37 protein-coding genes are annotated in these 25,663 nt (G+C 65.8%); 35 read left to right on the forward strand and 2 right to left on the reverse strand.

The window, feature by feature from the left end; all coding sequences use genetic code 11:
- The first annotated feature begins 2 nt into the window (after window positions 1–2).
- The 27 genes from rpsS to E3T28_RS02120 all read left to right on the forward strand — a co-directional run bounded on the left by rpsS (window position 3) and on the right by E3T28_RS02120 (window position 15,003).
- Window positions 3–284, forward strand: a complete 282-nt coding sequence (gene rpsS, locus E3T28_RS01990; protein ID WP_104100966.1) for a 30S ribosomal protein S19 — start codon at window positions 3–5, stop codon at window positions 282–284.
- A 26-nt stretch (window positions 285–310) separates the two neighbouring features.
- Complete coding sequence (rplV, locus tag E3T28_RS01995) at window positions 311–676, forward strand: 50S ribosomal protein L22 (RefSeq protein WP_104100965.1); 366 nt, start codon at window positions 311–313, stop codon at window positions 674–676.
- Complete coding sequence (rpsC, locus tag E3T28_RS02000; protein ID WP_134363322.1) at window positions 676–1,437, forward strand: 30S ribosomal protein S3; 762 nt, start codon at window positions 676–678, stop codon at window positions 1,435–1,437. Before rplV ends, rpsC begins: the two co-directional genes overlap by 1 nt.
- Window positions 1,438–1,439: 2 nt before the next feature.
- Window positions 1,440–1,859: a 50S ribosomal protein L16 gene (rplP, locus tag E3T28_RS02005; RefSeq protein WP_104100963.1), complete on the forward strand. Its 420-nt coding sequence runs from the start codon at window positions 1,440–1,442 to the stop codon at window positions 1,857–1,859.
- A complete protein-coding gene (gene rpmC / locus E3T28_RS17535; protein WP_134427426.1) occupies window positions 1,859–2,194 on the forward strand; it encodes a 50S ribosomal protein L29 in 336 nt (111 codons plus the stop codon). Before rplP ends, rpmC begins: the two co-directional genes overlap by 1 nt.
- A 2-nt stretch (window positions 2,195–2,196) precedes the next feature.
- Window positions 2,197–2,496 (forward strand): 30S ribosomal protein S17, encoded by a 300-nt coding sequence (gene rpsQ / locus E3T28_RS02015; protein WP_134427429.1) that lies wholly within the window; start codon window positions 2,197–2,199, stop codon window positions 2,494–2,496.
- A gap of 33 nt (window positions 2,497–2,529) precedes the next feature.
- Window positions 2,530–2,898: a 50S ribosomal protein L14 gene (gene rplN / locus E3T28_RS02020; protein ID WP_134365618.1), complete on the forward strand. Its 369-nt coding sequence runs from the start codon at window positions 2,530–2,532 to the stop codon at window positions 2,896–2,898.
- 3 nt (window positions 2,899–2,901) lie between these two features.
- Window positions 2,902–3,261 carry a 50S ribosomal protein L24 gene (gene rplX, locus E3T28_RS02025; RefSeq protein ID WP_134369268.1) on the forward strand — a complete coding sequence of 120 codons (360 nt, stop codon included), beginning with the start codon at window positions 2,902–2,904 and terminating at the stop codon, window positions 3,259–3,261.
- Window positions 3,261–3,869 (forward strand): 50S ribosomal protein L5, encoded by a 609-nt coding sequence (gene rplE, locus E3T28_RS02030; protein WP_134427431.1) that lies wholly within the window; start codon window positions 3,261–3,263, stop codon window positions 3,867–3,869. The genes rplX and rplE overlap by 1 nt, the downstream gene beginning before the upstream one ends.
- A gap of 119 nt (window positions 3,870–3,988) precedes the next feature.
- Window positions 3,989–4,387 carry a 30S ribosomal protein S8 gene (rpsH, locus tag E3T28_RS02035; RefSeq protein ID WP_104100957.1) on the forward strand — a complete coding sequence of 133 codons (399 nt, stop codon included), beginning with the start codon at window positions 3,989–3,991 and terminating at the stop codon, window positions 4,385–4,387.
- A gap of 6 nt (window positions 4,388–4,393) precedes the next feature.
- Complete coding sequence (rplF, locus tag E3T28_RS02040) at window positions 4,394–4,930, forward strand: 50S ribosomal protein L6 (protein ID WP_104100956.1); 537 nt, start codon at window positions 4,394–4,396, stop codon at window positions 4,928–4,930.
- Between the two features lie 2 nt (window positions 4,931–4,932).
- Window positions 4,933–5,304, forward strand: a complete 372-nt coding sequence (gene rplR, locus E3T28_RS02045; protein WP_134363329.1) for a 50S ribosomal protein L18 — start codon at window positions 4,933–4,935, stop codon at window positions 5,302–5,304.
- 35 nt (window positions 5,305–5,339) lie between these two features.
- Window positions 5,340–6,011, forward strand: coding sequence for a 30S ribosomal protein S5 (gene rpsE, locus E3T28_RS02050; RefSeq protein ID WP_104101028.1), 672 nt, complete (start codon window positions 5,340–5,342; stop codon window positions 6,009–6,011).
- Complete coding sequence (gene rpmD / locus E3T28_RS02055) at window positions 6,011–6,193, forward strand: 50S ribosomal protein L30 (protein WP_174235710.1); 183 nt, start codon at window positions 6,011–6,013, stop codon at window positions 6,191–6,193. Before rpsE ends, rpmD begins: the two co-directional genes overlap by 1 nt.
- A complete protein-coding gene (rplO, locus tag E3T28_RS02060) occupies window positions 6,193–6,750 on the forward strand; it encodes a 50S ribosomal protein L15 (protein ID WP_134427434.1) in 558 nt (185 codons plus the stop codon). Before rpmD ends, rplO begins: the two co-directional genes overlap by 1 nt.
- A 98-nt stretch (window positions 6,751–6,848) precedes the next feature.
- Complete coding sequence (gene secY, locus E3T28_RS02065; protein WP_134427437.1) at window positions 6,849–8,171, forward strand: preprotein translocase subunit SecY; 1,323 nt, start codon at window positions 6,849–6,851, stop codon at window positions 8,169–8,171.
- Window positions 8,168–8,782 (forward strand): adenylate kinase, encoded by a 615-nt coding sequence (locus E3T28_RS02070; RefSeq protein WP_174776812.1) that lies wholly within the window; start codon window positions 8,168–8,170, stop codon window positions 8,780–8,782. Before secY ends, E3T28_RS02070 begins: the two co-directional genes overlap by 4 nt.
- A 55-nt stretch (window positions 8,783–8,837) precedes the next feature.
- Entirely contained in the window at window positions 8,838–9,668 is an 831-nt protein-coding gene (map, locus tag E3T28_RS02075; protein ID WP_134427440.1) for a type I methionyl aminopeptidase, read from the forward strand.
- Window positions 9,669–9,787: 119 nt separating this feature from the next.
- Window positions 9,788–10,117 carry a PTS sugar transporter subunit IIB gene (locus tag E3T28_RS02080; RefSeq protein ID WP_134427443.1) on the forward strand — a complete coding sequence of 110 codons (330 nt, stop codon included), beginning with the start codon at window positions 9,788–9,790 and terminating at the stop codon, window positions 10,115–10,117.
- Window positions 10,118–10,121: 4 nt separating this feature from the next.
- Entirely contained in the window at window positions 10,122–10,610 is a 489-nt protein-coding gene (locus E3T28_RS02085) for a PTS mannitol transporter subunit IIA (RefSeq protein ID WP_134427446.1), read from the forward strand.
- A gap of 95 nt (window positions 10,611–10,705) precedes the next feature.
- Window positions 10,706–10,927, forward strand: coding sequence for a translation initiation factor IF-1 (gene infA / locus E3T28_RS02090; protein ID WP_022883252.1), 222 nt, complete (start codon window positions 10,706–10,708; stop codon window positions 10,925–10,927).
- 66 nt (window positions 10,928–10,993) lie between these two features.
- Window positions 10,994–11,107: a 50S ribosomal protein L36 gene (gene rpmJ / locus E3T28_RS02095; protein ID WP_035834639.1), complete on the forward strand. Its 114-nt coding sequence runs from the start codon at window positions 10,994–10,996 to the stop codon at window positions 11,105–11,107.
- Between the two features lie 151 nt (window positions 11,108–11,258).
- On the forward strand, window positions 11,259–11,633 hold the full coding sequence (rpsM, locus tag E3T28_RS02100) for a 30S ribosomal protein S13 (protein ID WP_104100946.1): 375 nt from the start codon (window positions 11,259–11,261) through the stop codon (window positions 11,631–11,633).
- Between the two features lie 45 nt (window positions 11,634–11,678).
- Window positions 11,679–12,077, forward strand: a complete 399-nt coding sequence (rpsK, locus tag E3T28_RS02105; RefSeq protein WP_055821293.1) for a 30S ribosomal protein S11 — start codon at window positions 11,679–11,681, stop codon at window positions 12,075–12,077.
- Window positions 12,078–12,261: 184 nt separating this feature from the next.
- Window positions 12,262–13,251 carry a DNA-directed RNA polymerase subunit alpha gene (locus E3T28_RS02110; RefSeq protein WP_134365630.1) on the forward strand — a complete coding sequence of 330 codons (990 nt, stop codon included), beginning with the start codon at window positions 12,262–12,264 and terminating at the stop codon, window positions 13,249–13,251.
- Between the two features lie 46 nt (window positions 13,252–13,297).
- Entirely contained in the window at window positions 13,298–13,816 is a 519-nt protein-coding gene (gene rplQ, locus E3T28_RS02115) for a 50S ribosomal protein L17 (protein WP_134427448.1), read from the forward strand.
- 131 nt (window positions 13,817–13,947) lie between these two features.
- Window positions 13,948–15,003: a GNAT family N-acetyltransferase gene (locus tag E3T28_RS02120; protein WP_134427451.1), complete on the forward strand. Its 1,056-nt coding sequence runs from the start codon at window positions 13,948–13,950 to the stop codon at window positions 15,001–15,003.
- Window positions 15,004–15,013: 10 nt separating this feature from the next.
- Here E3T28_RS02120 and E3T28_RS02125 read toward each other — a convergent pair whose 3' ends face one another.
- On the reverse strand, window positions 15,014–16,918 hold the full coding sequence (locus E3T28_RS02125) for an acyltransferase family protein (protein ID WP_134427454.1): 1,905 nt from the start codon (window positions 16,916–16,918) through the stop codon (window positions 15,014–15,016).
- 189 nt (window positions 16,919–17,107) lie between these two features.
- Here E3T28_RS02125 and E3T28_RS02130 point away from each other — a divergent pair, with 189 nt between their 5' ends.
- The 4 genes from E3T28_RS02130 (at window position 17,108) to glmM (ending at window position 20,477) form a co-directional block, all read left to right on the forward strand.
- Window positions 17,108–17,941 (forward strand): tRNA pseudouridine synthase A, encoded by an 834-nt coding sequence (locus E3T28_RS02130; RefSeq protein ID WP_134427523.1) that lies wholly within the window; start codon window positions 17,108–17,110, stop codon window positions 17,939–17,941.
- 170 nt (window positions 17,942–18,111) lie between these two features.
- A complete protein-coding gene (gene rplM, locus E3T28_RS02135) occupies window positions 18,112–18,558 on the forward strand; it encodes a 50S ribosomal protein L13 (protein ID WP_134363342.1) in 447 nt (148 codons plus the stop codon).
- A 49-nt stretch (window positions 18,559–18,607) separates the two neighbouring features.
- Complete coding sequence (rpsI, locus tag E3T28_RS02140) at window positions 18,608–19,093, forward strand: 30S ribosomal protein S9 (protein ID WP_134427457.1); 486 nt, start codon at window positions 18,608–18,610, stop codon at window positions 19,091–19,093.
- Window positions 19,094–19,115: 22 nt separating this feature from the next.
- Window positions 19,116–20,477, forward strand: coding sequence for a phosphoglucosamine mutase (glmM, locus tag E3T28_RS02145; protein ID WP_134427460.1), 1,362 nt, complete (start codon window positions 19,116–19,118; stop codon window positions 20,475–20,477).
- Between the two features lie 116 nt (window positions 20,478–20,593).
- On the opposite strand, the gene coaA is transcribed toward glmM, so the two are convergent.
- Window positions 20,594–21,550, reverse strand: a complete 957-nt coding sequence (gene coaA / locus E3T28_RS02150) for a type I pantothenate kinase (protein ID WP_134427463.1) — start codon at window positions 21,548–21,550, stop codon at window positions 20,594–20,596.
- Between the two features lie 33 nt (window positions 21,551–21,583).
- On the opposite strand from coaA, the gene glmS reads away from it, so the two are divergent.
- From glmS to tsaE, 4 genes are read left to right on the forward strand one after another with little or no spacing between them, the layout of a single operon-like run.
- Complete coding sequence (glmS, locus tag E3T28_RS02155; RefSeq protein WP_134427466.1) at window positions 21,584–23,434, forward strand: glutamine--fructose-6-phosphate transaminase (isomerizing); 1,851 nt, start codon at window positions 21,584–21,586, stop codon at window positions 23,432–23,434.
- Window positions 23,435–23,482: 48 nt separating this feature from the next.
- On the forward strand, window positions 23,483–23,839 hold the full coding sequence (locus tag E3T28_RS02160; protein WP_134427469.1) for a holo-ACP synthase: 357 nt from the start codon (window positions 23,483–23,485) through the stop codon (window positions 23,837–23,839).
- Complete coding sequence (gene alr / locus E3T28_RS02165) at window positions 23,836–25,116, forward strand: alanine racemase (RefSeq protein ID WP_134427472.1); 1,281 nt, start codon at window positions 23,836–23,838, stop codon at window positions 25,114–25,116. The genes E3T28_RS02160 and alr overlap by 4 nt, the downstream gene beginning before the upstream one ends.
- A complete protein-coding gene (gene tsaE / locus E3T28_RS02170; RefSeq protein WP_134427475.1) occupies window positions 25,116–25,637 on the forward strand; it encodes a tRNA (adenosine(37)-N6)-threonylcarbamoyltransferase complex ATPase subunit type 1 TsaE in 522 nt (173 codons plus the stop codon). The genes alr and tsaE overlap by 1 nt, the downstream gene beginning before the upstream one ends.
- The last annotated feature ends 26 nt before the right edge of the window (window positions 25,638–25,663 follow it).

A 25,663-nucleotide genomic window follows, 5' to 3' on the forward strand; every position in this document is an offset into this window, starting at 1 on the left:
CGATGCCACGCAGTCTCAAGAAAGGCCCGTTCGTTGACGACCACCTGCTTCGCAAGGTTGTCAAGGCGAACGAAGCCAGCAGCAAGAACGTAATCAAGACCTGGTCGCGCCGTTCGATGATCATCCCCGGCATGCTCGGGCACACCATCGCCGTGCACGACGGACGCAAGCACATCCCGGTGTTCGTCACCGAGAGCATGGTCGGGCACAAGCTCGGCGAGTTTGCGCCCACCCGCACCTTCCGTGGACACGTGAAGGACGACAAGAAGGGCCGTCGCCGCTAACGCGGGGACGTGAAGGAGGATAAGAAATGGTGGAGTCGATCGCACGCGTGCGTCACATCCGCGTTACCCCCCAGAAGGCTCGTCGCGTCGTCAACCTGATCCGCGGCAAGCAGGCCTTCGAGGCTCTGGGAATTCTGAAGTTCGCGCCGCAGGGCGCGAGCGACCCGGTGTACAAGCTGGTTGCCTCGGCAATCGCCAACGCCCGAGTCAAGGCTGATGCAGCCAACACCTTCCTCGACGAGCAGGACCTGTTCGTCAGCCAGGCGTTCGTTGATGAGGGTACGACCCTCAAGCGTTTCCAGGCCCGTGCACAGGGTCGCGCATTCCAGATCAAGAAGCGCACGAGCCACATCACGGTTGTGCTCGCCACTCCTGAGGAGGGTACGAAGTAATGGGTCAGAAAGTAAACCCCTATGGCTTCCGTCTGGGAATCACGACCGACCACGTGTCGCGTTGGTTCTCTGACAGCACGAAGCCGGGCCAGCGTTACAGCGACTTCGTCGCTGAGGACGTCAAGATCCGCCGCCTGTTGAGCACCAGCCTCGACCGCGCCGGCGTGTCCCGCATCGAGATCGAGCGCACTCGTGACCGCGTTCGCGTCGACATCCACACCGCCCGTCCGGGCATTGTGATCGGTCGCCGCGGCGCGGAGGCCGAGCGCATCCGCTCCGACCTCGAGAAGCTCACCGCCAAGCAGATCCAGCTGAACATCCTCGAGGTGAAGAACCCCGAGGTGGACGCTCAGCTCGTCGCCCAGGGCATCGCCGAGCAGCTTTCCGCTCGTGTGGCATTCCGCCGCGCGATGCGTAAGGGCCTGCAGGGTGCCCAGCGCGCCGGCGCCAAGGGTGTTCGCATCCAGGTGTCCGGTCGTTTAGGTGGCGCCGAGATGAGCCGTTCGGAGTTCTACCGCGAAGGCCGTGTGCCCCTGCACACCCTGCGCGCGAACATCGACTACGGCTTCTACGAAGCCAAGACCACCTTCGGCCGCATCGGCGTGAAGGTCTGGATCTACAAGGGCGACATCACCAACAAGGAACTCGCTCGCGAGCAGGCCAACGCTAAGTCGTCCCGCCCCGAGCGTCGTGACGACCGACCGCGTCGTGCGCCCCGCGCAGAGGCAGCGGCACCGGTTGCAGCAGGAGTTGAGGCATAACCATGTTGATTCCACGCAGAGTCAAGCACCGCAAGCAGCACCACCCGGGCCGTACCGGCCACGCAACCGGTGGTACCGAGCTGTCGTTCGGTGAGTACGGCATCCAGGCCCTCACCCCCGCGTATGTGACCAACCGTCAGATCGAGTCCGCTCGTATCGCGATCACCCGTCACATGAAGCGCGGCGGCAAGGTCTGGATCAACATCTACCCGGACCGTCCGCTCACCAAGAAGCCGGCCGAAACCCGCATGGGTTCCGGTAAGGGTTCCGTCGAGTGGTGGGTTGCCAACGTCAAGCCCGGTCGCGTGCTTTTCGAACTCAGCGGTGTCACCGACATCGTTGCCAAGGAAGCGCTGACCCGCGCTATTCACAAACTGCCCTTGAAGGCACGCATCATCAAGCGCGAGGAGGGCGACGCATAATGGCGATCGGATCCAAGGAGCTCGCCTCAGTCGAGCTCGACACTTTTGAAAACGAGCGGTTGTTCGATGAGCTGAAGAAGGCGAAGGAAGAACTCTTCAACCTTCGCTTCCAGTCGGCCACCGGCCAGCTCGAGAGCCACGGCCGCCTCCGCGCGGTCAAGCGCGACATCGCTCGCATCTACACGGTTCTCCGTGAGCGCGAGTTGGGTATTCGCCCGACTCCCGCACCAGTCGAGGCTCCGGCCAAGGCTGAGAAGAAGACCAAGAAGGCCAAGCCTGCTGTGAAGTCTGACGACTCCGCTGAGGCCGACGCCGCCCAGACGAAGGAGGCCTAGTCATGGCGAAGACTGACGATAAGGTCGTCGCTGTCGAGGCTGAGGCTCTCGTTCGCGGCTACCGCAAGACGCTGCGTGGTTACGTGACCAGCGACAAGATGGACAAGACCATCGTTGTCGAGGTCGAAGACCGCGTGAAGCACCCGTTGTACGGCAAGGTCATCCGCCGTACGTCCAAGCTGAAGGTCCACGACGAGGCGAACATCGCCGGCGTCGGCGACCTGGTCCTGATCAGTGAGACCCGTCCGCTGAGCGCCACCAAGCGCTTCCGCCTGGTCGAGATCCTCGAGAAGGCCAAGTAAGCCTCGCGCTTACTTGATAGAAGGAGTTAAAAAGTGCTTCAGCAAGAATCACGACTCAAGGTTGCCGACAACACGGGTGCCAAGGAGCTGTTGACCATTCGCGTGCTCGGCGGCTCCGGCCGTCGCTACGCCGGACTGGGCGACACGATCGTCGCCACGGTCAAGGACGCGATCCCGGGCGGCAACGTCAAGAAGGGCGACGTCGTCAAGGCCGTCGTCGTTCGCGTCAAAAAGCAGACCCGTCGTCCAGACGGTTCGTACATCAAGTTCGATGAGAACGCCGCAGTGATTTTGAAGAACGAAGGTGACCCCCGCGGCACCCGAATCTTCGGACCGGTCGGTCGCGAGCTTCGCGACAAGAAGTTCATGAAGATCATCTCGCTGGCACCGGAGGTTATCTAAATCATGGCCAGACTCAAAAAGGGTGACCTCGTAGAGGTCATCACCGGCCGCACCCAGGCCCGCGGCGGAGACCGTGGCAAGCAGGGTAAGGTCATCGCCGTCCTGGTGGAGAAGAACAGGGTCCTCGTCGAGGGAATCAACTTCGTCACCAAGCACGTCCGCGTGGGCCAGACCCAGCGCGGCACCAAGACCGGCGGCATCGAGACCATGGAGGCACCGATTCACGTGTCCAACGTGGCCCTCGTCGACCCGGAGACCAAGAAGCCGACTCGCGTCGGCTTCCGCCTCGAAGAAGTAACGAAGGATGGCGTCACCAAGACGGTCCGCATCCGTTACGCCAAGAAGTCAGGGAAGGACCTCTGATGACCGACACTTCAGTTGCAGCAACAGAAGCAGAAGCGACCGTCGAGGCAGTCCTGCCGCGTCTCAAGCAGAAGTACCGCGACGAGATCATGGCTCAGCTCAGCAAGGACCTCGGTTTCACCAACGTTCACCAGATTCCGAATCTGGTCAAGATCGTTGTGAACATGGGTGTCGGCGAGGCAGCACGCGACGGCAAGATCATGGATGGCGCCGTCTCCGACCTCACCAAGATCACCGGTCAGAAGCCGCAGGTCACCAAGGCCCGCAAGTCGATCGCGCAGTTCAAACTGCGCGAAGGACAGCCCATCGGCACGCACGTCACACTTCGTGGCGACCGCATGTGGGAGTTCCTCGACCGGCTCCTGAGCCTGGCGCTTCCGCGCATCCGCGACTTCCGCGGTCTGAGCGACAAGCAGTTCGATGGCAGCGGTAACTACACCTTCGGTTTGACCGAGCAGGTCATGTTCCACGAAATCGACCAGGACCGGATCGACCGTATCCGCGGTATGGATATCACGGTTGTGACGACGGCCAAGAACAACGAAGAAGGTCGCGCGCTGCTCAAGGCGCTGGGCTTCCCGTTCAAGACGGCCGAAAACACCAAGTAAAGTAGCTCTTTGGCTCTTGTAGTAAAAAACCCGGGGCTGGACAACCGTCCAGCCCCACCACGACCAAGGTCGTCACCCGTGTAAAGGATGAACGAAACCAGGCGAGAAAGGCACCACAAATGACAATGACAGATCCGGTCGCAGACATGCTGACCAGACTGCGCAACGCTAACTCGGCGTTCCACGACACCGTGTCCATGCCGCACAGCAAGCTCAAAGCGAACATCGCGGACATCCTCAAGGCCCAGGGTTACATCTCGGCATGGGACGTCAAGGATGCAGTGGTCGGCAAGACCCTCACGCTCAACCTCAAGTTTGGTCCGAACCGCGAGCGTTCCATCGTCGGCATCAAGCGGGTTTCCAAGCCCGGCCTGCGCGTGTACGCCAAGTCGACCGAAATCCCCACCGTTCTCGGTGGCCTCGGCGTTGCCATCCTGTCCACCTCCAGCGGTCTGCTCACCGACCGTCAGGCCGAGAAGAAGGGCGTAGGCGGAGAAGTACTCGCCTACGTGTGGTAGCTGACAATGTCACGTATTGGAAGACTCCCCATCCCGATTCCCGCGGATGTCACGGTCGCCACTGAAGGCCAGCGCGTCAACGTCAAGGGTCCGAAGGGTGAGCTCGCGCTCACCGTCGCGAACCCCATCGAGGTCAAGATCGAGGACGGCCACGTCGTCGTCACCCGCCCGAACGACGAGCGCAACTCGCGTTCGCTGCACGGATTGACCCGCACGCTGATCGCAAACCAGATCATCGGGGTGACGGTGGGTTACACCAAGTCCCTCGAGATCGTCGGTACCGGTTACCGCGTCGCCCAGAAGGGCAGCTCGATCGAGTTCGCCCTCGGCTTCTCGCACCCGGTCCTCGTCGAGGCACCTGCCGGTATCACCCTCACCGTGGAGAGCGTCAACCGCCTCACGGTCGGTGGCATCGACAAGCAGGCTGTCGGCGAGGTCGCCGCCAACATCCGTAAGATTCGCAAGCCGGAGCCCTACAAGGGCAAGGGTGTGCGTTACGCCGGCGAGATTGTTCGCCGCAAGGCCGGAAAGAGTGGTAAGTAACCATGGGTCTCGGAACTAGAGGTAAGAGCAAGGCTGCTGCCCGCGGACGCAGGCACACACGTCTTCGCAAGAAGATCGAGGGGACCGCGCTTCGTCCGCGTCTCGTCGTGACCCGTTCGGCTCGCCACGTGTTCGTGCAGGTCGTCGATGACAGCAAGGGCTTCACCCTTGCCTCGGCGTCCACGCTCGAAGACGGTCTGCGCACCTTCGATGGTGACAAGACCGCCAAGGCCCGTAAGGTCGGCGAACTCGTCGCCGAACGTGCGAAGGCCGCCGGCATCGAAGCCGTCGTATTTGACCGTGGCGGAAGCAAGTACGCAGGACGCGTCGCTGCGATCGCCGATGGAGCTCGAGAGGGTGGATTGAACCTGTGAGCACTGAAACCGCTAGCACAGCAACCAAGGAGACCGTGGTGGCTGCAGAGGCACCCGTCGAAACCGCTGCCTCAACGGCACCTGCCCAGAACGAGCCTCGTGAGGCTCGTCGTGGCGGCCGTGAGCGCAACCCGAACAAGGACCGCGGAAGCCGCGATGCCGACAAGAGCCAGTTCCTGGAGCGCGTCGTCACCATCAACCGCGTTTCCAAGGTGGTGAAGGGTGGTCGTCGCTTCAGCTTCACCGCCCTCGTCGTCGTCGGTGACGGAAACGGCCTCGTCGGCGTTGGATACGGCAAGGCCCGCGAGGTGCCGACCGCCATTTCCAAGGGTGTCGAGGAAGCGAAGAAGAACTTCTTCCGCGTGCCCCGCGTCGGCCTGACCATCCCGCACCCCGTGCAGGGTGAAGCCGCAGCCGGCGTCGTCCTGCTGCGTCCCGCCGCTGCCGGTACCGGCGTCATCGCCGGTGGCCCGGTGCGCGCCGTTCTCGAGTGCGCAGGCATCCACGATGTCCTGAGCAAGTCGCTCGGTTCGTCGAACACCATCAACATCGTTCACGCCACCGTCGAGGCCCTGCACCAGCTCGAAGAGCCGCGTGCGGTTGCCGCTCGTCGTGGCCTCGCGTACGAAGACGTCGCTCCGGCGCGCTTCCTGCGTGCCGACGCCGCCGCAGCAGCAGCTGCAGCGGCAGCAAAGGCAGGTGCCTGATGGCTCGCCTCAAAGTGACACAGATCAAGTCCAAAATTAGTGAGAAGCAGAACCAGCGCGACACGCTTCGCAGCCTGGGTCTCAAGCGCATTGGCGCGGTCACGATTCGCGAGGACAACTCGCAGAACCGCGGCTACGTCAACACCGTTGCTCACCTCGTAAAGGTCGAGGAGATTGACTAATGGCTGACGAGAAGGAAGCTGCCACCGCAGCCGCCAAGCCCGCCACTGCAAAGAAGGCAGCCCCCAAGAAGGCAACCACCGCCAAGGTCGCAGTGAAGTCTGCTCCGACCGAGAAGCGCGAGCAGGTCCTGAAGGTTCACCACCTTCGCCCCGCCCCCGGAGCCAAGAAGTCGCGCATGCGCGTCGGTCGTGGTGAAGGTTCCAAGGGTAAGACCGCCGGCCGTGGTACCAAGGGCACGAAGGCGCGCTACAACGTGCGCATCGGGTTCGAGGGTGGCCAGATGCCGCTGCACATGCGTACTCCGAAGCTGCGCGGGTTCAAGAACCCGTTCCGCGTCGAGTACCAGGTCGTCAACCTCGAGAAGCTCGCCGAGCTGTACCCGAACGGCGGCGATGTAACCATCGCCGACCTGGTCGCCAAGGGTGCCGTTCGCGACAACGAGAAGGTCAAGGTTCTCGGCAATGGTGACATTGCGGTTAAGCTGAACATTGCAGTGGATAAGGTCTCCGGCTCAGCAGAGCAGAAGATCGTCGCTGCGGGTGGCTCAATCAAGTAAGTCCGTAGACGCTGAGCGAGCTTGTCGAGGCCACCAATCGAAATCTTTCGATGCTGGACTCGACAAGCTCGTTTTTCACGTTATTAACTGGAGGCATTGTGTTCAGCGCCATCGCGCGGATCTTCCGCACACCCGACCTGCGCAGGAAAATCGGGTTCAGCCTGGGTATCGTCGCCCTGTTCCGACTGGGTTCGTTCATTCCTGCCCCCTTCGTCGACTTCGGAAACGTTCAATCGTGTCTGGCGGCGAACCAGGACGCCAGCGGCCTCTACGAGCTCGTGAACCTCTTCAGCGGCGGCGCTCTGCTGCAGCTGTCGGTCTTCGCGCTCGGCATCATGCCGTACATCACGGCCTCGATCATCGTGCAGCTGCTGCGCGTGGTCATCCCACACTTCGAGACCCTGCACAAGGAGGGCGCGTCCGGACAGGGCACGCTCACCCAGTACACCCGGTACCTCACCATCGCCCTCGCGATCCTCCAGTCGACGACGCTGATCACCGTGGCCCGCAGCGGTGCGCTCTACGGCACGTCCGCCAGCGCCGAGTGCTCCCAGTTGCTCACCAACGACGCCTGGTACGCCATCATGCTGATGGTCATCACCATGACCGCCGGCACCGGCCTGATCATGTGGATGGGCGAGCTCATCACCGAGCGCGGCATCGGCAACGGCATGTCGCTGTTGATCTTCACCTCCATCGCTGCCCTGTTCCCCGGTTCGCTGGCCTCCATCGGCCAGCAGAAGGGCCTTGACATCCTGATGATCGTGATCGCGGTCGGTCTGGTCGTGGTAGCGGCCGTGGTCTTCGTCGAGCAGTCCCAGCGTCGCATCCCGGTGCAGTACGCCAAGCGGATGGTCGGACGCCGCACCTACGGCGGCAACAACACGTACATCCCGATCAAGGTGAACATGGCCGGCGTCGTGCCCGTCATCTTCGCGTCGTCGCTGCTGTACCTGCCCGCCCTGATCGCACAGTTCAACCAGCCCGCCGCCGGACAGGCGCCGGCAGCATGGGTCAACTGGGTCACCAACAACCTCACGCAGGGCAACGACCCGCTCTACATGGCGCTGTACTTCCTCCTCATCGTCGGATTCACCTACTTCTATGTTGCGATCACCTTCAACCCCGAAGAGGTCGCTGACAACATGAAGAAGTACGGCGGATTCATTCCGGGCATCCGTGCCGGTCGTCCGACCGCCGAATACCTGGACTTCGTTCTCACCCGGGTGACGCTGCCCGGTGCCCTGTACCTTGGCCTGATCGCCCTGTTGCCGCTGATCGCGTTCTCCGCGATCGGAGCCGACCAGAACTTCCCGTTCGGTGGAGCCAGCATCCTGATCGTCGTCGGTGTCGGACTCGAGACGGTCAAGCAGATCGATGCGCAACTCCAACAGCGTCACTACGAAGGGCTCCTCCGATGACCCGTTTGCTGCTGATCGGCCCGCCTGGCGCGGGCAAGGGAACCCAGGCGGAGCGCCTGTCCGAGGCGTTCGATGTTCCGGCCATCTCGACGGGTGACATTTTTCGCTTCAACGTGAAGAACGACACCGCGCTCGGGCTCCAGGTCAAGGCATTCATGGATGCCGGTGCGTACGTTCCCGATTCCCTCACCAACGAGATCGTGTCCGACCGGCTGCAGAAGCCCGACGCCGTGCAGGGGTTCCTCCTCGACGGCTACCCGCGTACGCAGGAACAGGTCCTGGAACTGGACCGGCTGCTCGAGGCCGACGGTACCGCACTCGATGCCGTCGTGCTGATCGTCGCCGACACCGAGGAGGTCGTCGCCCGGCTTCTCAAGCGTGCCGCCGAACAGGGTCGTGCGGATGACACCGCCGACGTCATCCGGCACCGGCTCGCCGTTTACGAGGAGCAGACCGCTCCACTGATCGACATCTATTCCTCCCGCGGCCTCGTGGTCACGGTCGACGGCCTCGGAGCCGTCGATGAGGTGACCGGTCGCATCCTCGAGGCCCTGGCCCAGCGCGGAGTCGCCGTGCCCGTGACCAGCGGAGACGCAGCCAGCGCCTCCTAACCCGGTCGTGCACGTTCAGCGGGCACGACCTCAGCAGTTTGCAGAGATTTTCACAATGAGCCTTCGACGATCCATCTACAAGTCGCCGGCGCAGATGCGGTTGATGATCGCGCCCGGACTGGCCACGGCCGCATCCCTGGATGCGGCCCGTGCGGCCATCCGGGTCGGCGCGACAACGCTCGACCTCGACGCCGCGGCCGAAGCCGCCATCGTCGCTCGGGGCGGCCTGCCCAACTTCAAGCTGGAGCAGGGCTACGACCACACGGTCTGCGCTTCCGTCAACGACGATGTCGTTCACGGAATCCCGGGGGCGCGCGTGTTGGCCGCCGGCGACATCGTGTCGATCGACAGTGGGGCCATCATCGATGGCTGGAACGGTGATGCGGCCTTCTCCTTCGTGATTCCGGACCCGGACCGGCCTGAGGTCGTGACCGAGCGTGAGAAGCTGTCGCACGTCACGGAGCAGTCGTTATGGCACGGGATCGCCCGGCTTTCGGAGGCGCGGCACCTGAATGAGGTCGGCGACGCCATCGAGGACTACGTCGAGTCCCAGGGTGACTACGGAATCCTCACCGATTACGTCGGTCACGGCATCGGCCGGTCCATGCACGAGGCTCCGCCGGTGTTCAACTACCGGGTGCGTCAGAAGGGGCCGGACGTGAAGCCCGGTCTCGTGATCGCGATCGAGCCCATGGTCGTCCTAGGAGCCATCGAGACCTACGTGCGCGACGACGACTGGACCGTCGCTACCAGCGATGGCCTGGCTGCCGCGCACTGGGAGCACAGTGTGGCCGTGCACACGGACGGCATCTGGGTGCTGACCGCTGCCGACGGCGGCGCAGCGGCGCTGGCCCCGTTCGGTATCACCCCCGTTCCGCTCGCGTAATCGCACGCTCCCTGAATCAGCCACACTCGGGGGCGGGAACTTGGTCTCCACGGTTGCCCGGACGCGGGAGGATGGAGGAGAGGGCACAGCGTCCTCTCGATTCAGGGGAAAGCGATTCCATGAAGATTCTCGTCGTCTGCGGTGCCGGAGCCTCCAGCGCCTTCGTTGCACACCGGGTTCGCCACACCGCGGCGGGCCGTGGTCTGGATGTGCACGTCTCCGCGGGCAGCGAATCGGATCTGCCGTCCTCCCTCGGCCCGGTCGACGTGCTCCTGGTGGGTCCCCACCTGGCACCCCGGTTCGAGAAGATCCGCGCGCAGGCCGTGCGCGCCGGGGTCGGCGTCGCACTGCTCGAGGCCACTGTCTTCGCGTCGCAGAACGGCGACGAGGCACTCGACGCCGCCATCTATGCCTACAAGACGCGCGACTGGGCCGAAACGGCGAAGTAGCGCGATGACGGGCGAAATTCTCGAACTGGGCAACGTGATGGCCGCCGGATCGGCCACGGGAAGGTTCGACGCCATCCGGGAGGCCGGCGGGCTGCTCGTCGAGGCAGGTGCGGTGAGCGATGACTACATCGACGCGATGTGCGACCGTGAAGCCAGCGTGTCGACCTACATGGGAAATTTCCTTGCCATCCCGCACGGGACCAACGATGCCAGGGAATCCATCGTCCGATCGGCCCTGTCACTCGTGCGGTACGCCGAACCGATCGATTGGAACGGCCAGCAGGTGCGTTTTGTGGTCGGGATCGCGGGGCGTGGCAACGAACATCTCGACATCCTGCAGAAAATCGCGATCGTCTTCTCGGACGCGGACGAGGTTCAGAAACTGATCGACGCCGGCACGGCGGAGGACATCCTCATGCTCCTCACGGCGAATGCCGGGAATCCCGTTCCGGATTATAGGGAAGAATTGCCAAAAGGCAACTCAGTACCATAGAGTAAATCCTTGGTGTCTGATGCCCGCGTAGGCGGCGTGTCATTTCATCACAATCCACGCACGACCAGCAATCAATACCCTAGCGATAGTGAGTTATGGCCAAAAAAGACGGTGTCATCGAAATCGAGGGCGCAGTAGTCGAAGCTCTTCCCAACGCGATGTTCCGCGTTGAGCTGACCAACGGCCACAAAGTTCTTGCCCACATTTCAGGCAAGATGCGTCAGCACTACATCCGTATCCTCCCGGAGGACCGCGTGATCGTCGAGCTGAGCCCGTACGACCTGACTCGCGGCCGGATCGTTTACCGCTACAAGTAGAGAGTGCTGTAAGTAACGGCCCGAGGCGTTCCTGGGGTACGAAGACAGCGAATACAAGGACACACCATGAAGGTCAAGCCCAGCGTCAAGAAGATCTGCGACAAGTGCAAGGTCATCCGCCGTAACGGCAACGTGATGGTCATTTGCGAGAACCCTCGTCACAAGCAGCGTCAGGGCTGATCGCGGCCCGTTCGATCTCGGTCGAACCCGTCGCGATGCAACTGAATACAGAAAATAGCAGTGCCGGGAACCCTGCGGGGGGACACCATCGGTTGGAGGCCGATGAACAGGCACTGTTACAGACCTCCACTCATATACAGGAGAAGCCACAATGGCACGTCTAGCCGGCGTTGATATTCCTCGCGATAAGCGCGTGGAAGTTGCACTGACTTACATCTTTGGTGTTGGCCGCACGAGGGCACTCAAGACCCTCGCCGACACTGAAATCGATGGAAACATCCGAGTCAAGGACCTGAGTGACGAGCAGCTCGTCGCCCTCCGTGACTACATCGAAGGAACCTTCAAGGTTGAGGGTGACCTCCGCCGTGAGGTTGCCGCTGACATCCGCCGCAAGGTCGAGATCGGCAGCTACGAGGGCATCCGCCACCGCAAGGGCCTGCCCGTTCGCGGCCAGCGCACCAAGACCAACGCTCGCACCCGCAAGGGCCCGAAGCGCACCGTAGCCGGCAAGAAGAAGGCGCGCTAGGCCTCGGCCTGGCCCGCCAAAGCCTTTAGGATTCAGGAGAAATTCATGGCAGCACCAAAGTCGGCCGTTCGGAAGCCGCGCAAGAAAGAAAAGAAGAACATCGCTGTGGGCCAGGCCCACATCAAGAGCACCTTCAACAACACCATCGTCTCGATCACTGACACCACCGGTGCGGTCATCAGCTGGGCGTCCTCAGGTGGAGTTGGCTTCAAGGGGTCGCGCAAGTCGACCCCGTTCGCCGCACAGCTGGCTGCCGAGTCGGCCGCCCGCCAGGCGCAGGAGCACGGAATGAAGAAGGTTGACGTCTTCGTCAAGGGACCCGGATCGGGCCGCGAGACCGCGATCCGTTCGCTCCAGGCCGCCGGCCTCGAGGTCGGTTCCATCAACGATGTCACCCCCCAGGCGCACAACGGATGCCGTCCGCCCAAGCGTCGTCGCGTCTAACCAACCGGCATCTCGCCATCGGCCGGGCCCGTCAGCAGACGGGCCCGGCTGTGGCGGGTCGTGGGGCATCACCCCTCCCTCGTTCGACGATGTGCTCGATTGTCGGGCTTGTCGAGAGACACACAACTCAAAACCTCGCCACGCAAGTGTCATATAGCGGACACTTAGCCGAAAGGAATCAACAGTGCTTATTGCACAGCGCCCCACGCTCACCGAAGAGAACATCTCGGAGTTCCGATCCAGGTTCGTCATCGAACCTCTTGAGCCTGGTTTCGGTTACACCCTCGGCAACTCCATGCGCCGCACCCTCCTGTCCTCGATCCCCGGAGCCGCTGTCACCAGCATCCGGATCGACGGTGTGCTGCACGAGTTCAGCACCGTTCCCGGTGTCAAGGAAGACGTCACCGAGATCATCCTGAACATCAAGGGCCTCGTCATCTCCAGTGAGCACGACGAGCCCATCACCGCGTACCTGCGCAAGCAGGGTGCCGGCCAGGTCACGGCCGCCGACATCTCGGCTCCGGCCGGGGTCGAGGTCCACAACCCCGAACTGGTCATCGCAACGCTGAACGACAAGGCCAAGTTCGAACTCGAGCTGACCATCGAGCGCGGCCGCGGCTACGTGTCGGCCACCCAGAACCGCAACGAGTACTCCGAGGCCGGCCAGATTCCCGTCGACTCGATCTACTCGCCCGTGCTCAAGGTGACCTACCGCGTCGAGGCGACTCGTGCCGGTGAGCGCACCGACTTCGACCGCCTCGTCGTTGACGTGGAGACCAAGTCGGCGATCTCGCCTCGCGACGCCATCGCATCCGCCGGTCGCACCCTGACCGAGCTGTTCGGTCTGGCCCGCGAGCTGAACACCGCCGCAGAGGGCATCGAGATCGGCCCCGCGCCGGTCGACGCCGTCCTGTCGACCGAACTGTCGATTCCGATCGAAGACCTCGATCTGTCGGTTCGCTCGTACAACTGCCTCAAGCGCGAGGGCATCAACAACGTCAGCGAACTGGTCGCCCTCTCGGAGACCCAGCTGATGAACATCCGCAACTTCGGACAGAAGTCGGTGGATGAGGTCAAGGACAAGCTCGTTGAGCTTGGCCTGTCCCTGAAGGACTCGGTGCCCGGATTCGACGGTGCCCACTTCTACAGCGGCTACGACGAAGAAACCATCTAAAGCAGTCGTTCAGACTGACTTTCGACTTTGATACTGGAGATAACCAATGCCTACGCCCACTAAGGGAGCCCGCCTCGGAGGCGGACCGGCCCACGAGCGCCTCATGCTCGCCAACCTGGCCGCATCCCTGTTCACCCACAAGTCCATCAAGACGACCGAGACGCGCGCCAAGCGCCTGCGTCCGGTCGCCGAGCGACTGATCACCTTCGCAAAGAAGGGCGACCTTCACGCCCGCCGTCGCGTGCTCGCCACCATCGGCGACAAGACCGTCGTGCACGAGCTCTTCACCGAGATCGCACCTCAGGTCGCTCTTCGTGAGGGCGGCTACACCCGCATCACGAAGCTCGGCTTCCGCAAGGGTGACAACGCTTCGATGGTGCAGATGGAGCTCGTTCTCGAGCCCGTCACCCCGAAGGTCAAGCGCTCCTCCGTCAAGGCTGCTTCCAAGCCTGCCGCGGCAGCGCCCGTTGTCGAGGCTCCGGCCGAGGTCGTCGCCGAGGACGCAGCGCAGGGCGCTGACGTCGTCGAGGGTGACGTCGCCGCCGACGCTGAGGAATCCAAGTAAGCACACTGTGCTGACTCGGCCCAGCTGAATCGCTGCGTTGAATCGAAAGGGGCCCGACTTCGGTCGGGCCCCTTTTCCGTGCCCGGGCAACGGCCTATCGTCCCTGCGGCACCCCGGCTACGGTATGCGCCATGGAACGCCCGACTGGAACCCGGACTGCGACCCCGAGCAGGAGCGTGGCACTGCCGATCGACGCGCTTGGGGCGTCCCATCCGGAGATCGTAAGGTGGCGTCCGGCAACGGTGGCGGACGTCGATGACCTGTGGCGGTTCACCCGGATCGTGGGGAAGGCAGACCATCCCCACCACCTGACGACGCGGGAGGGAATCGTGCGGGACTTCGGCCTGTCGTACTTCGACCCGGAGCAGGACTCCCTGATCGGGGTCGCTCGCGACGGCACCCTCGCGGCGACGGGGATGGTGATGGCGCCGCCTCGGCGCGAGACCCTGGCCCGATCGATCCTGGTCGGCGGGGTGCACCCGGACTACCGCGGGCGCGGTATCGGCCAGGAACTGCTCACGTGGCAACTGGGCCGGGCCGAGCAGCAGCTGGCCATCGCGGCCCCCGCAGTTCCGCGATGGATCCTGGCCTACACCGACGAGGCCGCCTACCGCAGCGTCCGGTTGTTCCGGCGCCTGGGCATGGAATGCGCGCGGTACTTCCAATCACTCGAGCGGCGCCTCGACCAGCCGATCCCGGAGATCGACCTTCCGGGCGACGTCCGCGTCATCCGGTACACCCCGCAACTTTCCCGGGCCGCTCACGCGGCGCGGAACTCGTCGTTCCGGGACCATTGGGCGAGCCAGCCGATGAGTGACGAAGCCTGGGACTCCTTCGTGACGAGTCGCATATTCCGCCCCGACCTCTCGTCTCTGGCCCTCGCGGCCGGTCGCGACGGATCCCAGCAGGTCGTGGGGTTTGCCCTCGCCACGGTCAACCAGGACGACTGGGTCAACCAGGGTTACACCGGCAGCCACGTCGACCTCGTCGGCGTGATCGACGGATGGCGCGGCAAGCGCATCGCGCGGGCCCTGCTGTCCGCGCACCTGCGCGCCGCACGCACCGAGGGTCTGGCTCGGGCGACCCTGATCGTGGACTCCGAGAGTCCGACCGGCGCGCTCAACCTATATCTGGGGATGGGGTTCACGCCCACCACCCGCAGGCTGGCCTTCACCGTCGAACTCTAGCGCTCCCCGGTCACGGCAGCAGCAGCGGCGGCCGGGGAACCGCTGACCCGGCAGGGTCCGGCAGGCGATACACCTCGAGGCCCGGCTCCGGCGGGGGCTCGGCGAGCCGTTTCAGTGCGGCTCGAATGGCGTCGGCGTAGATCCGGCCGCCGGCCGGACCGGGATGGATGTTGTCCTCGGCGAGCACCTCGGTGTGCGGCGCGATCGCGGCGTGCCAGTCGGCCAGCTCGACCTGGCGGTGACGCGCCGAGAACCGGGCCAGGTCTTCGTTCACCCCGGCCGTCCAGTCACGCTCCGCGAAGGCAGTGACCAGGATCAGCTCCCGGTCAGGGCCGATCACGGTGCGGATCGCCGCCAGCTGACTCGCCCGGATCGGGCCGTTGGTGCCGAGACCGACGACGACGACCGGCCGAAGGGTGCCCGCCTCGGCCTGGGCGGCCAGGATGTCGGGAGCGGCCCCCATGCCACGGGACACAGTGGCGTCGATCGCGATCCCCGGAAAGTCCGCCTGCAACTCGGCTGCCGACGCGAGCATGACCGAGTCGCCCACCGCCGTGATCAGGTCCCCGGGCGCCGGACGGTCAAGGGCGCTGGCGGCCGGCCGGGACGTGCGCCGGGCGGCCTGCTCGGCCTGCCGTTCCGCAGCATCCACCGCCTTCTCGCCGCGTTCGATCTCGTTCTGGGCGCTCGTCTGGGTGGGAGCGGTGACCAGGGCCGCGGTCGTGCCGGTCGTCAGGAACAGGGCGGTGGCGCCGACCAGGCCGAGGAGGACGAACCGGCCGCGCACCCCCGTCATGCGGGAATTGAGACGACGGATGCTGCCGCGCACCCCCGTCGTGCGCACCGGAAGTTCGAGCCAGCGGTACGACGCACCGGCCGCCAGCAGTGTCAGCGCGCCTGCCAGCATCCCGACTCCAATGCCCGTCAGCACGGGCTGTGACACGCCGGCCGCAGGCCACGCCGCCTGAACGAGCACGAGCACCGGCCAGTGCCACAGGTAGATGCCGTAGGAGCGTTCGCCCAGGTAGCGGAGCGGCCCGGTGTCCAGCGCCGGGCCGAAGCCGGGCCCGCGCACGGCCGCCCAGATCACGACCGCGGTCAACAGGCTCACCAGCAGCAGTCCGCCGCGATAGGTCACCATCCCGGTGTCGGGCAGGGTGAGCGCCGCGACCAGCAGCCCGGCGAGGGCGGCCACGCCCAGCCGCGAGCGCCAGCGGCCGAGCAGGGCGGCGAGGCGGGGAGCCGGACCGCTCGGGAAGCCGGAACGGCGCAGCAGCAGGGCGAGCGCCGCGCCGGTGAAGAGCCCGAAGCTATGCGTGTCCGAGCCGTAGTACACCCGGGTGGGGTCGACGGCCTCGTACAGCAGCCCCATCCAGGCGGCGGAGGCCAGAGCCAGGGCGGCGACCAGTGCCAGGCGCAGCCAGCCGTTCCGCACCAACAGGAGTCCGAGGAGGGCGAACGGCCAGACCAGGTAGAACTGCTCCTCGACCGCCAGCGACCACAGGTTGCGGAACAGTTCCGGCGCCGTGGCGCTGAAGTAGCTCGCCGAGCCGGCGATCGACACCCAGTTGTAGCCGAAGGTGATCGCGCCGACCAGCTGCCAGCCGAGGCCCACCAGCACGTCCCCGCCGATCAGCCAGGCGGCCGTGCACAGAATCAGCACCAGTGGGATCAGCGGCGGCACCAGGCGCAGGGCCCGTCGTTTCCAGAAGCGGCCGAGCGCGATCCGTCCGGTTTCGTCCCGTTCGCCGATAAGCAGACCCGTGATCAGGAAGCCGCTGATCACGAAGAAGACGTCGACCCCGATGAACCCGCCGGGCAGGACCGCCGGGAAGAAGTGGAACACGACGACCAGAGCCACGGCGATGCCACGCAGGCCGTCGAGACCGGCCAGGCGTTTCGGGTGGACGCTCACGGAGTGCGGATGAGCGTCAGAGGGCGGGGGCTGCAGGGTTTCATGGCGGGGAGGACCGAAGTCCGGGTTCAACGATAACCCGGACCGGACCGTACACTTACCTCCGTGATTCTTCCCCCGGCGCCCGACGAGACCCAAGCAGCGGGCACCACTCGGATCAGACTCGACATCGCCTACGATGGCACCGGCATGAGCGGCTGGGCGACGCAGCCGGGCCTCCGCACGGTGCAGGGCCAGATCGAGGCCGGGCTGGCGGGCATCCTGCACAGCCACCCGCCGACCCCGATTCTGACCGTGGCCGGGAGAACGGATGCCGGCGTGCACGCCACCGGACAGGTCGCCCACTTCGATCTGAACCCCGACCAGGCCGACGGTCTGGTGCGCATCTCCCGCGGCAAGGGCCGGCCTCCGACGCCGCTGGCGGTCATGGTGCAGCGGCGGCTCAGCGGCATCCTCGTCACCCAGCCCGAAATCGTGATCAAGTCCTCCGTTCTCGCCCCGCCCGGGTTCGACGCCCGGTTCTCCGCGCTCTACCGGCGCTACGAATACCGGATCGCCGACTCCGTCATCGGGCACGACCCGCTGCAGCGGTTCCGCACCACCTGGCACGGCTTCGCCCTCGACGTGGACGCCATGGACGCGGCAGCCGCGACGCTGATCGGCCTGCACGACTTCGCCACCTATTGCAAGCCGCGTCCGGGCGCCACGACGATCCGCACCCTGCAGGAGTTCCGCTGGCGCCGCGATCCGGATGGCGTACTCGTCGCATCCGTTCAGGCCGACGCCTTCTGCCACAGCATGGTGCGTGCGCTGGTCGGCGCCTGCGTCGCCGTGGGGGAGGGCCGCCTGGCCGGGGTCCGCCTGGTAGACCTCCGGATCGAGCGGGCCCGCACCAGCGAGTTCAAGGTGATGCCGGCCCAGGGTCTCGCGCTGCTGGAGGTCGGCTATCCGGCCGACGAGCTGCTCGCCCTGCGGGCCCGGGAGACCCGCGCTCGCCGGGAACTCATCGACGACACCGAGTAGCCCGGGAATTGCGTTGCCGGGCCCACCGCGTTAGTGTTATTCCTTGGTGTCTGTGCGTTGCAGCCAGACACACGAACGTGAGCCCTCCATCGATCGTGTTCCCCCTCTGGGAACACACCCGGAGCGGGATTCACGAACACCTCCGTTCGAAACCAGAAAGCAGTTCAATAGTGACGCGCACTTATACCCCCAAGGCAAGCGAAGTCCAGCACGACTGGGTCGTCATCGACGCCACCGACATCGTGCTCGGTCGTCTTGCCAGCCACGCCGCCATTCTCCTTCGCGGGAAGCACAAGGCCACGTTCTCTCCCCACATGGACATGGGCGACTTCGTCATCATCGTCAATGCCGAGAAGATCGCCCTCACCGGCAAGAAGCTCGACCTGAAGATGGCGTACCGCCACTCCGGTTACCCGGGCGGCCTGACGGCCACCAACTACTCGGAGATGCTCGAAAAGCACCCGACCCGTGCGGTCGAAAAGGCCATCCGCGGCATGCTGCCGAAGAACACCCTCGGCCGCGCACAGCTGGCCAAGCTCAAGGTCTACGCCGGCCCGGAGCACCCGCACGCCGCGCAGCAGCCCAAGCCGTACACCCTCGCCCAGGTCGCTCAGTAGCGCCGGCCTCCAGACTTTTCGATTCTAAGAAAAAAGGATTCACACCATCGTGGCGAAAATCGCAGATCAGATTGACCAGGCTCCGGAGAGCTACTCGACCGAGACTCCGACCGAGACTGTAACCAAGGCGCCCCGCGCCATCCTCAACGTTCCCGGCGCAGCCGTCGGCCGTCGCAAGCAGGCCATCGCCCGCGTGCGCATCGTCCCCGGCTCCGGCACCATCACGGTCAACGGCCGCGAGTTCGAAGACTACTTCCCGAACAAGCTGCACCAGCAGCTCATCAACGACCCGTTCAAGGTTCTCGACCTCATCGGCAGCTACGACGTCATCGCCCGCATCACCGGTGGTGGCCCGTCCGGCCAGGCCGGCGCCCTGCGTCTCGGCATTGCGCGTTCGCTCAACCAGATCGACGAAGAGAACAACCGCGCCATCCTGAAGAAGGCCGGCTTCCTCAACCGTGACGCTCGCGTCAAGGAGCGCAAGAAGGCCGGACTCAAGAAGGCCCGCAAGGCGCCTCAGTTCTCGAAGCGCTAAGTCGAGAGTCGGCACTGTAAAGATGCCTCGGCTATTCGGCACGGACGGCGTCCGGGGTCTGGCCAACCGTGAACTCACGGCTGGCCTCGCCCTGGGCCTCGCCCAGGCCAGCGCGGCGGTCCTCACTCAGGGCCGCCGCGCGGAGTTGCGCCGCGCAGCGGGCCGTCGGCCCGTCGCGGTGCTCGCTCGGGATCCCCGGATCTCCGGCGAATTCATTTCGGCCGCGGTCGCTGCCGGGCTGGCGAGTTCCGGCGTCGATGTGCTCGACGCGGGCGTCATCCCGACCCCCGCCGCCGCTTTCCTGATCGCCGATATCGGCGCTGACTTCGGCGTGATGATCTCGGCCTCGCACAACCCCGCCCCCGACAACGGCATCAAGTTCTTCGCCTTCGGGGGAACGAAGCTTCCCGACGATGTCGAGGACCGGATCGAAGAGCACCTGTCGCTGGACATGCTCACACCGATCGGCGGCGACGTCGGTCGCATCAGCCGCTTCGCCGATGCGGAAGACCGCTACGTCGTGCATCTGCTCGGCACCCTGCCGCACCGTCTGGACGGTATCCACGTCGTGCTCGACTGCGCACACGGCGCCGCCGCCGGCGTGTCGCCGCAGGTCTTCACGGATGCCGGTGCCACCCTCACGGTCATCGGCGCCGACCCCGACGGCAACAACATCAACGACGGAGTGGGCTCCACCCACCTCGACAACCTCGCGCGCGCCGTGCTCGAAGCAGGCGCCGACGTCGGAATCGCCCACGACGGCGACGCGGATCGCTGCCTGGCCGTCGACCGCGACGGCAACATCGTCGACGGCGACCAGATCATGGCGATCCTCGCGGTGTCCATGGCCGAGCGCGGGGTGCTGAAGGACCGCACCCTCGTGGCCACGGTGATGAGCAACCTTGGCCTGCGCAAGGCCATGGCGGCCAATGACATCCGCATGGTCGAGACCAAGGTCGGCGACCGCTACGTGCTCGAAGAGCTCAACATCGACGGGCTGTCCCTCGGCGGCGAGCAATCCGGCCATGTGATCATGACCAAGTTCGCCACGACCGGTGACGGCATTCTGACCGGGCTGCACCTGGTCGCCGAAATGGCCCGCACCGGCAAGACCCTCGCCGAGCTCGCCTCGGTGATGACGGTCTTCCCGCAGATCCTGGTCAACGTGCGCGACGTCAACCACCACGGGTTGAACACCAACGAGGTCATCGCGGAGGCCGTCCGCGCCGCCGAGGCGGAACTCGGCGACACCGGCCGGGTGCTGCTGCGCCCGTCGGGGACCGAGCCCATGGTGCGCGTCATGGTCGAAGCGGCCGACCAGGTCACCGCTGACCGGCTCGCGCACGAGCTGGCCGACATCGTGCGCCTGCAGCTCGCCCTCTAGTCGCGAGGACCCTCCCCGCCGTGCAAGCGGCCGAGCGGGCTCTCCCTGTGCGGGTCGGGCCCTGGGCGGGTCGGCCCTGTGCGGGTCGGCCCTGTGCGGGTCGGGCCCTGTGCGGGTCACACCTTGCGCAGCAGCACCTTGGAGACGGAGTGGTTCGGGTCCTTGCGCAGCACGAGGGTCGCCCGAGAGCGGGTCGGCCGGATGTTCCGCAACAGGTTGGGTTCGTTGATCTCGGTCCAGATCTCCCGGGCCCGGCTCCGCGCCTCGGCCTCGGTCATGCTCGCGTACCGGTGGAAATACGACTTCGGGTTGCTGAACGCGCCGCGCTGCAGCTTGAGGAAGCGCTCCTCGTACCAGCGCTCGATGTCCTGCGTGCGCGCGTCCACGTATACCGTGAAGTCGAACAGGTCACTGACAGCGAGCCCGTGACCCGGCCCGGGCGGCTGCAACACGTTGAGTCCCTCGACGATCAGGATGTCAGGCTGCCGCACCACGATCTGGGCGTCGGGAACGATGTCGTAGCTGAGATGTGAATAGAACGGCGACCGCACCTCGGCGGCGCCGCTCTTGACCGCGGCGACGAAGCGCAGCAGGGCGCGTCGGTCGTAGGACTCGGGGAACCCCTTGCGGTCCATCAGGCCCCGCCTTGTGAGTTCCGCGTTGGGCAGCAGAAAGCCGTCGGTGGTCACCAGCTCGACCCGCGGCGTGTCCTCCCAGCGGGCGAGCAGCTCGCGCAGCAGGCGGGCGATGGTGGACTTGCCCACCGCGACCGACCCGGCGACTCCGATCACGAACGGCGTGCGCTGGGCACGCTCCCCGAGAAAGTCGCTCGTGGCGCGGTGCAGCTGCCGGGCTCCGGCGGCGTAGAGGTTCAGCAGGCGGCTGAGCGGCAGGTAGACATCCGTGACCTCTTGCAGGTCGAGCGGCTCACCCAGCCCGCGCAGCTGCACGATCTCCGTCTCCCGTAGTGGAAGCCGGGTGGTTGGCGCGAGGGCGGCCCAGTCTGCCCGGTCCAGTTCGACGAAGGGAGTGCTGTGGCCGTTGTTCCAGGGACTCGCAACCGGATCGGACATTCCACCGAGCTTACTCGGACTAAAATCGGACCCATGTGTGGAATCGTCGGATACGTAGGAGACAACAAGAGCGTTCAGGTCCTGATGGGAGGTCTGCGGCGGCTCGAATATCGCGGGTACGACTCCGCGGGCATCGCCGTCATCGATTCTGAGGGCACCCTCAATACGTCCAAACGCGCGGGAAAACTGGCCGTGCTGGCCGCCGAACTCGCGGCGAACCCGATCAACAACGGCAACACCGGGATCGGACACACCCGGTGGGCCACCCACGGTGCGCCGACCGACTCGAACGCGCACCCGCACCTGGGCGACAACGGCAAGCTCGCCCTGATCCACAATGGCATCATCGAAAACTTCTCCGTACTCAAGGACGAACTCCTCGCCGAGGGCTTCACCTTCGAGAGCGAGACCGACACCGAGGTCGCGGCCATCCTGCTCGGCCGGGAATACCAGCGCGTCGGAGACCTGGGCGCGGCGTTCCGCGCGGTCGTCTCCCGCCTGGACGGCGCCTTCACCCTCCTCGCCGTGCACCAGGACCAGCCCGGCATCGTCGTCGGCGCCCGCCGCAACTCCCCGCTCGTGATCGGCCTGGGCGACGGCGAGAACTTCCTCGGCTCCGACGTCGCGGCCTTCGTCGAATACACCCGCCGCGCGGTGGCCATCGGCCAGGACCAGATCGTCACCATCACGCCCGACCTCGTCACCGTCACCGACTTCGACGGCAACGCCGTCGAGGTGGAAGAATTCGACATCGCCTGGGATGCCTCCGCGTCCGAGAAGGGCGGCTGGTCCAGCTTCATGGCGAAGGAAGTCTCCGAGCAGCCGGATGCCGTGCGCAATACCCTGCGGGGCCGCATCCACGAGGGCAAGGCCGTCGTTCCCGAGCTGACCGAATTCGGAGACGACGTGCTCGCGGGCATCCGTCGCATCGTGATCATCGCCTGCGGAACGGCCGCTTACGCCGGTCAGACGGCGAAGTACGCCATCGAAAAGTGGGCCCGCGTGCCGGTCGACGTCGAGCTCAGCCACGAATTCCGCTACCGCGACCCGATTCTTGACCCCGAGACCCTGGTCATCTCGATCAGCCAGTCCGGCGAGACCATGGACACGCTGATGGCCGTCAAGTACGCCCGGGAGGCGGGCGCGAAGGCCATCTCGATCTGCAACACCCAGGGTGCCACCATCCCGCGTGAGTCCGACGCGGTCATCTACACGCATGCCGGTCCCGAAGTGGCCGTCGCCTCGACGAAGGCGTTCGTCGCCCAGATCGCCGCCCTCTATCTGTTCGCGCTTCACCTGGCGCGAGTGCGGGGGAGCCTGACCGAGGCCGAGCAGGTGGAGCAGGTCGTCGAGCTGCAGGGCATCCCGGCGAAGATCGCGACCACCCTGCTGCAGGAATCGACCGTCCACGAACTGGCCAACTGGATGAGTGACACCCGGGCCGTGCTGTTCCTCGGCCGGCACGTGGGCTTCCCGATCGCTCTCGAGGGGGCGCTCAAGCTCAAGGAGCTCGCCTACATCCACGCGGAGGGTTTCGCCGCCGGAGAGCTCAAGCACGGGCCGATCGCTCTGATCGAGCCCGGCCAGCCGGTCTTCGTCGTCGTGCCGAGCCCGCGGGGCTCCGCGCACCTGCACCCCAAGGTGGTCTCGAACATCCAGGAGATCCGGGCCCGAGGTGCGCGCATCATCGCGATCGCCGAAGAGGGCGATGTCGCGGTGCTGCCGTTCGCGGACACCGTGATCCGCATCCCGCTGGCAGCGCCGCTGTTCGAACCGCTTCTGGCCGTCGTGCCGCTGCAGATCTTCGCCATGGAACTCGCCACGGCGAAGGGACTCGACGTGGACCAGCCCCGTAACCTGGCCAAGTCCGTCACCGTCGAATAGTGCGAGTCGAGTAGTCGGAGGGCAAAACAGGGTGCAGAGGATGACGGCATGATCCGGGGCATCGGGGTCGACATCGTCGACCTCGCCCGCTTCGAACGGCAGGTCCTGCGCACGCCCGGGCTGATTCGTCGGCTCTTCACGGAAGCCGAGCGCGAGTTGCCGCTGCACTCCTTGGCCGCGCGCTTCGCGGCCAAGGAGGCGCTCATCAAGGCGCTCGGCGAGAGTGCCGGCGCCAGTTGGCAGGAGATGGCAGTCGTGACCGATGCCCACGGCAACCCGGGCTTCGTCCTGCACGGAGCCGCCGCGGCCGCGTTGACGGCCCGCGGCATCGACACGGTCCACCTGACCATGACCCACGACGCCGGCGTGGCCTGCGCCTTCGTGGTCACGGAGGGTGCGGCATGACCGGGTACCGCGAAGCCGTCGTCGACCTGCGCGCGGTCTACGCGAACGTCGTGCACCTCAAGCAGATGGCCGGCACCCCGCACCTGATGGCCGTGGTCAAGGCCAACGCCTACGGCCACGGGGCCGTTCCGGTCGCCCGCACCGCGCTCGCGGCCGGCGCCGACTGGCTCGGGGTGGCCGACATCGACGAGGCGCTCGAACTGCGGGCCGCCGGCATCGACGCGCCCCTTCTGGCCTGGCTGCACGATCCGGATGCCGATTTCACCGCCGCCATCGCCCGGAACATCAGCCTCGGGCTGTCCTCGGCGCGGCAGCTGCGCCAGGTCGCAGGCGCCGCCACCGCTCTCGGCCGCGTGGCCGATGTGCACCTCAAACTGGACACCGGACTCAACCGCAACGGCGTGCACGAACCGGACTGGGCCGAGACGTTCGCCCTGGCGGCCGAGCTTGAGCAGGCCTCCCGCCTGACCGTGACCGGGATCTTCAGCCACCTGTCGAACGCGTCCCCGGCCGATGACGCCGAGGCCGTCGAACGCTTCGAACGCGGCGTCGCCCTCGCCGTCGACGCCGGGTTGACGCCGCCGCTGATCCACCTGGCCTCCACGGCGGCGGCGCTGCGGGTGCCGGCCGCCCGTTTCTCGATGGTGCGGGTGGGCATCGGCATCTACGGGCTGTCGCCGTTCCCGGACCAGACCTCCCGGGAGCTCGGCCTCACCCCGGCGATGACGCTGCGGGGTCGCGTCGCCGCGGTGCGGCCCGTGTCCGCGGGTGCCGGGGTGTCCTACGACTACCTCTGGCGGGCGCCGGTCGACGGCCACCTCGCCCTCGTGCCGCTCGGCTACGCGGACGGCGTGCCGCGTCAGGCCTCCGAAACCGCGCAGGTCGACATCAATGGCCACCCTCATCCGCTGGTCGGGCGCATCGCGATGGACCAGTTCGTCGTGGACGTCGGCCAGACGAGTGTGGCGGTCGGCGACGAGGTGGTGCTGTTCGGCAACCCGGAGACGGGTGTGCCGAGCGCCACCGACTGGGCCGACGCCGCCGGCACCATCAACTACGAGATCGTCACCCGGATCGGCCGCCGGGTTCCCCGCAGCTACCGGGGCGAGATCGGCAATGCGGCCGGCGGCTCGGACCGGCCCGCTGCGGTCGATGGCGTGGGCCGCCCCGGCACCGGTTCCCGCCCCGGCACCGGTTCCCGCCCCGGCACGGGTTCCCGCCCCGGCACGGGTTCCCGGCCCGGCACCGAGGCCCGGCCCGGCACCGGTTCCCGCTGATGCGCACCGTCATCCCGGACGCCGCCGAAATGCACGAGTTCGGCCGCACGGTCGCGGGGCTGCTGCGGGCCGGTGACCTGATCGTGCTGACCGGACCGCTCGGCGCCGGGAAGACGACCTTCACCCGCGGTCTGGGGGAGGGTCTGCAGGTGCGCGGCTCGGTCACGAGCCCCACATTCGTGCTGGCGCGCACGCACCCGAGCACGATCGGCGGGCCACCGCTCGTGCACGTCGACGCCTACCGGCTCGGAAGCGCCCTCGAGCTGGACGACCTCGACATCGATTTCGCCCGGTCGATCGTCGTGGTCGAGTGGGGCCGCGGGATGCTCGACGGCATCGCCGACTCCTGGCTCGACATCGAGATCGAACGGCCGGTCGGGGCCTCGGAGGCGGCCGCATCCGTCGTCGCCGACGACACCGAGGTGCTCGACATCGACGAGCCGCGCACAGTCACGGTCACCCCGCACGGTCCCCGCTGGCCGGACGAATTCGACGGAGATTTTGCTCGCACGAGCCCATAACGGGCCGAATTCGGCGCTACACCCCA

This window comes from Cryobacterium sinapicolor (genome assembly GCF_004403465.1).
GTDB lineage: Bacteria > Actinomycetota > Actinomycetes > Actinomycetales > Microbacteriaceae > Cryobacterium > Cryobacterium sinapicolor.